The sequence below is a fragment of the Halapricum sp. CBA1109 genome, from assembly GCF_009741825.1.
Classification (GTDB): domain Archaea; phylum Halobacteriota; class Halobacteria; order Halobacteriales; family Haloarculaceae; genus Halapricum.
The window spans coordinates 1-5,575 of record NZ_WPCA01000163.1 but is presented as its reverse complement, the minus strand read 5'-3'; the positions used below and the strand labels follow the sequence as shown (position 1 = coordinate 5,575).

Here is a 5,575-nt window from a genome sequence, read left to right as displayed (position 1 = left end):
TAACACGACGCAGGGCTCGGGAGGCGAACAGCGTGCGCCTCCGTGGGCGGTCGATATCGAAATGACCGACAAGCAACATTATGGCTATCACGCCCCGGGAGCCATCCCGTACGGTTCCCCGCGTTCGAGACTCTCGACCAACAGCACGTACATCGCTTGGCTCCACTGGAGGTTCGAGTTCCAACTGACGGTCCCATCGCCGTCGACGCGTTCGGGCAGGAGGTTCGCGCTCGTGGTCCACTCGCCGGCGTCCTCGCGAACGTGGTCGGCGACGGCCCCGTCGTCGACGCCGGACTGCCAGCGGACCACGTCGGCGTAGGCCTCACACAGCGGCCAGCCACCGTCCTCGGCGGTGCCCGAGGGCGTGTAGACGTCGCCGGGATAGCGCCCGAGACACGCCGTCTCGTCGGCCGTCCACGCCGGGTCGGCCGTCGCTTCGAGCGTCGACAGCATCGTCTCGGCGTCGGCGTCGACGACGTTCCACGGCCAGTAGGCCATGAACGCGGCGGCGTCGGGCCGTTCGTCCGGGGCCGGCGACCCGCCGTGTTCGGGGCTGTCGGCGGTGACGTAGTGGTCGCCGTAGGGCGTGTCCGTCTTGTAACAGTACGTCTCGAAGTTGCTCGCCCACGTGGCCGCGCGCTCGCGGCACTCGGTGGCGAACTCGGTGTCGCCCCGCGCCTCGGCCATCTCGGCCATACAGCGCAGGCCGGCGATGCCGGCCGCGACGCCCTCCGTGCTGTACCCCCACGTCTCTTCCCACGGGTCCTGATGGGGCCCCGGGAACCCCCAGTCGTTGTCCCACTCGAGGAGGAACTCCGCCGCCCGGCGGGACATCTCGTAGTGGGCCGCCAGCACGTCGTCCTCGCCCGTCTCGGTCCACAACAGCCAGTGGGCGTAGATGGGGCCGCCGACCTGATCCAGTTGGAGGGCGCGCCAGTGGGGTTCGTCGGTGGTGTAGTAGTTCTGCCACCACGTCCCGCCGCGGTCGATACCCCTGTCGTCGACGACGCCGTCGGCTATCTGGACGCGGTCGAACCACGCCAAGGCGTCCCGCGCCTCGGCCTCCGCGCCGGCGGCCAAAAGCGCCTGGACGATGATGATCTGATCGCGCGGCCAGACGAACTTGTAGGTCATATTGTGGGGCTTGAACGCCCCGGCGACCATCGCCTTGCAGTCGTCCCGGGCCGAACGGAGACTCGTCAGCGAGCGCTCGTAGCGGTCGTCGACCGCCGGGCGGCCGGTCGGGTCCGTCGTGACCGTCTCGTGCCACGCCTCCCACGCGTCCGCGAAAGCTTCCCTGTCGGCCTCGTAGCCGGCGTCCAGTGCGTCGAACGTGTTGTCGATAGCCGCCTGTTGGGAGCCGTTGGCGAACCCGATTGCCGTCGTCCACTCGACGTGTCGGCGTCGGGGACGAACAGACCGACGCCGGCGTCCAGGTCGCCGGAGCCGGCGATAGCGGGGTCGATCCAGCCGTCGTTCTCGCGGTAGATATCCGCCCACGCCGACCGCTCGCGGCCGTCGTGCTGGCCGGTGGTGCCGACGCGGTAGCCGTCGAACGACCGGTCGCCGTCGTGGTCTTGGGCCATCGCCAGAAACCGGGTGTCGTCGTCGGCGAGGATCACGTCGTGGTCTGGCGTACACCGGACTTGGGCCTCGTGGACGGCGTTTGGGTCCTCGTGGTCGTGGCCTTTGATACCGAGGTTGAGCAGGGTGTACAGCGTGCGGTCACCGCGTCGCTCGAAGTCGACTTCGTTGCGGACGGTCATCGAGCACCGGTCGACGGAGACGACGACGTACTGGTCCAGCGTCGCCGTCGTCCCGTCGGCGAACTCGAACTCGTTGTGGAGGTGTATCTCCGGGACGCGGCCGGAGGTCCAGTCGACGTCCGAATCGACGGCGTCGTCCCGAACGTCGAGCGTCCCGCCCGTCTCGGGGTCCCAGATCAGCGTGTGGAGGTCGTAGAACAACTCTACGTCAGACCGGAAGGCCGATGTCTCCTCCAAGAGCGCGCCGTCGCCCTCGACGCGGGGGTTCACGGCGTAGCAGTTCGCCGAGACGAGGATGTGCTGGCCGTCGCCGGCCGGGGTGCTGGCGATGGCGTCTTTGTCACTGGGGACCTGAAAGTCGATGGGCGGTTCGGTCATACCGGACGCTCGTCCGGCAGCGTCGAAAAGTTTCGCATACTCACAGCCGCATCAAATCGGTCCGCTGGAAGCCGCCGGTCGCGTTGTAGTACGCGAGGCTGATGCAGTAGACGAGGATGCCGAGGACGGCCATCTTCAGTACCGCCGGCCCCTGGATTCCCGTTCCCGGGAGGACGACTGCCGCGAGGAAGGGGTTTATTCCGAGGACGAACGATACCAGTCCCGTCACCATTCCGACTATCGAGAGCGCACGGAGGAACGCTTCGACACGGATATCGTCGTGTGCCCGCCGTATCGCTGACAACACGGTCGTCTTGAGTATACTAGGGATCATAACAACAGTGGTGGATAGTCCGTCAGGAGGCGTTGTCACCCGGCCGTATGTACCGAGACGTTATAAACGTCCGTTTCGCCGCAGTCAGTCCGAGTGCATCTGCACGATCTCGACGAGTGAGTATACCGGGACGCCGTCGATCTGGTCCTCGCCGAGTTTGTCCGTCAGGACGACGGCTGCCCGCGGCGTGCCGCCGTGAGCCCGGATGCGCTGTATCGTCTCGGTCATCGTCTGGCCCGTGTCGATGTTGTCGTCGACGACGAAACACTCCTTGCCCTCGATGCCGGAGAAGTTCCGCGAGAACGAGCCGCTGTTGTCCGCTCCGTCGTCGTCCCAGTGGTACTTACTCGGCATGAAGACGCTGAGACCGGTGTCGAGGTGGCGGCCGACGGCCGTCGCCAGCGGCGCTCCGGACTTGCCGATACCGACCGTGACGTCGACGTCCTCGCCCTGATCGACGAGGAGGTCCGCCATAATCGCGCCGACGTGGTCGAGACGGCCGCTGTCGCTCCCGATGGCGCTCCAGTCGACGTGGGTGTCCATCGGCTCCGGGCTACGCGTCGTCTCCGAGGGGTCGCGACCGCTCTCCTCGACGAGCCAACTCGCCGTCTCCCGAGAGACGTTCAACTCGTCGGCTATCTCGCCCTTCGAGAGGCCGCGTTCGGTCAACTCCGCCGCGCTGTCGATGAGTTCGTCGATCGACTTCATTGCCGGTGCTTCGCCCCCCACAACTAAAAACCACCTGTGGTCTGTCGCGCGGTGGTGACGGGACCCGGCCGCGCCCCGGCCGAGAACACGCGCCGATCACGAAGCCACGGGTTTTAGGATACGTAGCCCGCAGTGACACAACAATGGACACCGCAGAGCTGATCGAGGTGCTTGAGGACGCGGGCCTCTCGCCGTATCAGGCCGAGGCGTACGTGACGCTTTTGTCGCTCGGCCCGTCCTCGGCGACCGACATCGCCGACCGGAGCGACGTGCCCGACCCTCGCATCTACGACGTTCTCCGCGACTTGGAGAAGGCCGGGTACGTCGAGACCTACGAACAGGACTCACTCCACGCCCGCGCCCACGACCTGGACGCGGTACTCGAGGACCTCCGCGGGAAGGCCGACCGACTGGAAGCGGCCGCCGAGGCCATCGAAGACCGCTGGGAGGCCCCGTCGATGGAGACGAACACGGTGAGTTTCGTCACGCGGCTGGAGACGATTCTCGAACAAGCCGAACAGTACATCGGGGCGGCCGAGAACCAGATCCAGATCGCGGCCCGACTCGAGGAGTACGAGCGCCTGCGGCCGGCACTGGCGGACGCTATCGACCGGGACGTCCACGTCCGACTTGCGCTGTCGATACCGGACGATGCCGAGATACCGACCGAGTCGGAACTACAAGCCGTCGCTACTGAGGTCCACTACCGGGAACTCCCGTTCCCGTTCGTCCTCCTCGTCGACCGTGAAGCGACGTGTTTCGCCCCCCACGAGCGCTCCCGGAATATGTACGGCGTCATCGTCGAGGACAACACCCACGCGTTCGTGTTCAACCACTACTTCATGGCCGGCATCTGGGACGTGACGACGGTGCTGTACGAGGCCGACAGCAGGGACCGCGTGTACGTCGACATCCGCAAGTGCATCGTGGAACTGCACGAGACAGTCGACGACGGCGGGACGATTCCGGCCCGGATCCACGGTTACGACGTCGAGACGGACGACCCCATCACGCTGTCGGGGTCCATCGTCGATTACAGCTACCCGGAACTGGCCGAGGTCGACGACGAGGAGACAACGTTTTACCGCGGCGGCGAGGCGACGCTGTTTTTCGACACCGGCGATGAGGTCGTCGAAATCGGTGGCTGGGGCGCGGTAATCGAAGACTACGAGGCAGAACGTATCGTCGTCGACGCCTGACCGGGCGCGTCGGAACATTCTTGGACTGGCTCCGTCCAAGGTGGAGTGTGAGCACGACATCGGATCCGGTCGACGTTGGCATCGTCGGACTCGGCGGTATCGGGCACAGCCACGCGGACTGTCTGGTCGACGGGCCGGCGCGACTGGCCGGCGGGATGGACGTCGACGCCGACGCCCGGTCGCGTTCGCCGACAAGTACGGCGTCGACACCTACGCCGACCACGAGGCTCTGTTCGACGCGGTCGACGCCGTCTTCGTGACGACGCCCAACGCCTTCCACGAGGAGTACGCCGTCCCGGCGCTGGAGGCCGGGCTCTCGGTCCTCGTCGAGAAACCGCTGGGCCACACCTTAGAGAGCGCCGAACGCATCGCCGCGGCGGCCGAGTCCGCCCCTGGCGTCTGTATGGTCGGCTTCCACAACCGCTTCAAAGGCCCCGTCGAGGTGCTGAACTCCTATCGGGAGGACGGGCTGTTCGGCGACATCCAGCACGTCGACACCACCTACGTCAGGCGGCGCGGCGTGCCGGGCCGCGGGACGTGGTTCACCGACGCCGAACTGGCCGGCGGCGGCGCGCTCATCGACCTCGGCGTCCACGCCATCGACCTCGCGCTGTACCTTCTGGAGTTCCCGGACGTCGTCGAGGTCAGCGGCGTGACGAGACAGACGTTCGGTAACCGCGAGGACTACGCCGACGTGGCCGGGTGGGGCATCGGCGAGGGCCCCTTCTCGGTCGAGGACTCGGTCGTCGCGCAGTTGCGGACCGCCGAGGGCGCGACCGTCTCGGTGGACGTGGCGTGGGCGTCCAACCGGGAACCCGAGAAGGGGATCAGGCTCCGCGGGTCAGACGCCGGTGCGCTGCTTGATCTGGGCGGCGACCTCACGCTGTACGAGACAGCGACGGGCGGGGAGCCCCACCACCGGACGACGGAGGTCGAGGTGACCGACGGCGGCGGCTACGCGGCCGAGCAGGCGGCGTTCATCGAGGCCATCGAGACGGGCGAAGCGCCCACGCGGAACACCGTCGAGCAGGCCCTGACCGTCCAGCGGTTGATGGACGCCATCTACCGCTCCAGCGAGTCCGGCGAGGCCGTCAGGCTGGATTGAGGGTAGTGTGCAGATACGTACCGAACAAAGAGCCTGTTTCTGCCGGCTAACCAGCCGAATCCTGGCGGACTGAAAGGGCGAGGCC

5 protein-coding genes and 1 pseudogene are annotated in these 5,575 nt (G+C 66.8%); 2 read left to right on the top strand and 4 right to left on the bottom strand.

All coding sequences use genetic code 11. The annotated features are described in order from the left end of the window. Nucleotides 1–87 precede the first annotated feature (87 nt). The 4 genes from GJ629_RS16415 to gfcR form a co-directional block, all read right to left on the bottom strand. Complete coding sequence (locus tag GJ629_RS16415) at nt 88–1,164, bottom strand: glycoside hydrolase family 15 protein (RefSeq protein WP_197428629.1); 1,077 nt, start codon at nt 1,162–1,164, stop codon at nt 88–90. A 35-nt stretch (nt 1,165–1,199) separates the two neighbouring features. Continuing rightward, nucleotides 1,200–2,144, bottom strand: coding sequence for a hypothetical protein (locus GJ629_RS16410; protein ID WP_197428627.1), 945 nt, complete (start codon nt 2,142–2,144; stop codon nt 1,200–1,202). Nucleotides 2,145–2,184: 40 nt separating this feature from the next. Next, complete coding sequence (locus GJ629_RS14015) at nt 2,185–2,478, bottom strand: hypothetical protein (RefSeq protein ID WP_157513595.1); 294 nt, start codon at nt 2,476–2,478, stop codon at nt 2,185–2,187. Between the two features lie 84 nt (nt 2,479–2,562). Next, a complete protein-coding gene (gfcR, locus tag GJ629_RS14010; RefSeq protein WP_157513594.1) occupies nt 2,563–3,186 on the bottom strand; it encodes a transcriptional regulator GfcR in 624 nt (207 codons plus the stop codon). A 143-nt stretch (nt 3,187–3,329) separates the two neighbouring features. On the opposite strand from gfcR, the gene GJ629_RS14005 reads away from it, so the two are divergent. Both GJ629_RS14005 and GJ629_RS14000 read left to right on the top strand, forming a co-directional pair. Beyond that, entirely contained in the window at nt 3,330–4,385 is a 1,056-nt protein-coding gene (locus GJ629_RS14005; protein WP_157513593.1) for a TrmB family transcriptional regulator, read from the top strand. A gap of 47 nt (nt 4,386–4,432) precedes the next feature. Next, a pseudogene (locus tag GJ629_RS14000) lies at nt 4,433–5,490 on the top strand (Gfo/Idh/MocA family protein). Nucleotides 5,491–5,575: the final 85 nt, after the last annotated feature.

Excerpts from the sequence above, each read along its gene's own strand:
- GJ629_RS14015 (WP_157513595.1), bottom strand. The coding sequence starts at position 2,478 with ATGATCCCTAGTATACTCAAGACGACCGTGTTGTCAGCGATACGGCGG.
- GJ629_RS14005 (WP_157513593.1), top strand. The coding sequence starts at position 3,330 with ATGGACACCGCAGAGCTGATCGAGGTGCTTGAGGACGCGGGCCTCTCG.
- GJ629_RS16415 (WP_197428629.1), bottom strand. The coding sequence starts at position 1,164 with ATGGTCGCCGGGGCGTTCAAGCCCCACAATATGACCTACAAGTTCGTC.
- GJ629_RS16410 (WP_197428627.1), bottom strand. The coding sequence starts at position 2,144 with ATGACCGAACCGCCCATCGACTTTCAGGTCCCCAGTGACAAAGACGCC.
- gfcR (WP_157513594.1), bottom strand. The coding sequence starts at position 3,186 with ATGAAGTCGATCGACGAACTCATCGACAGCGCGGCGGAGTTGACCGAA.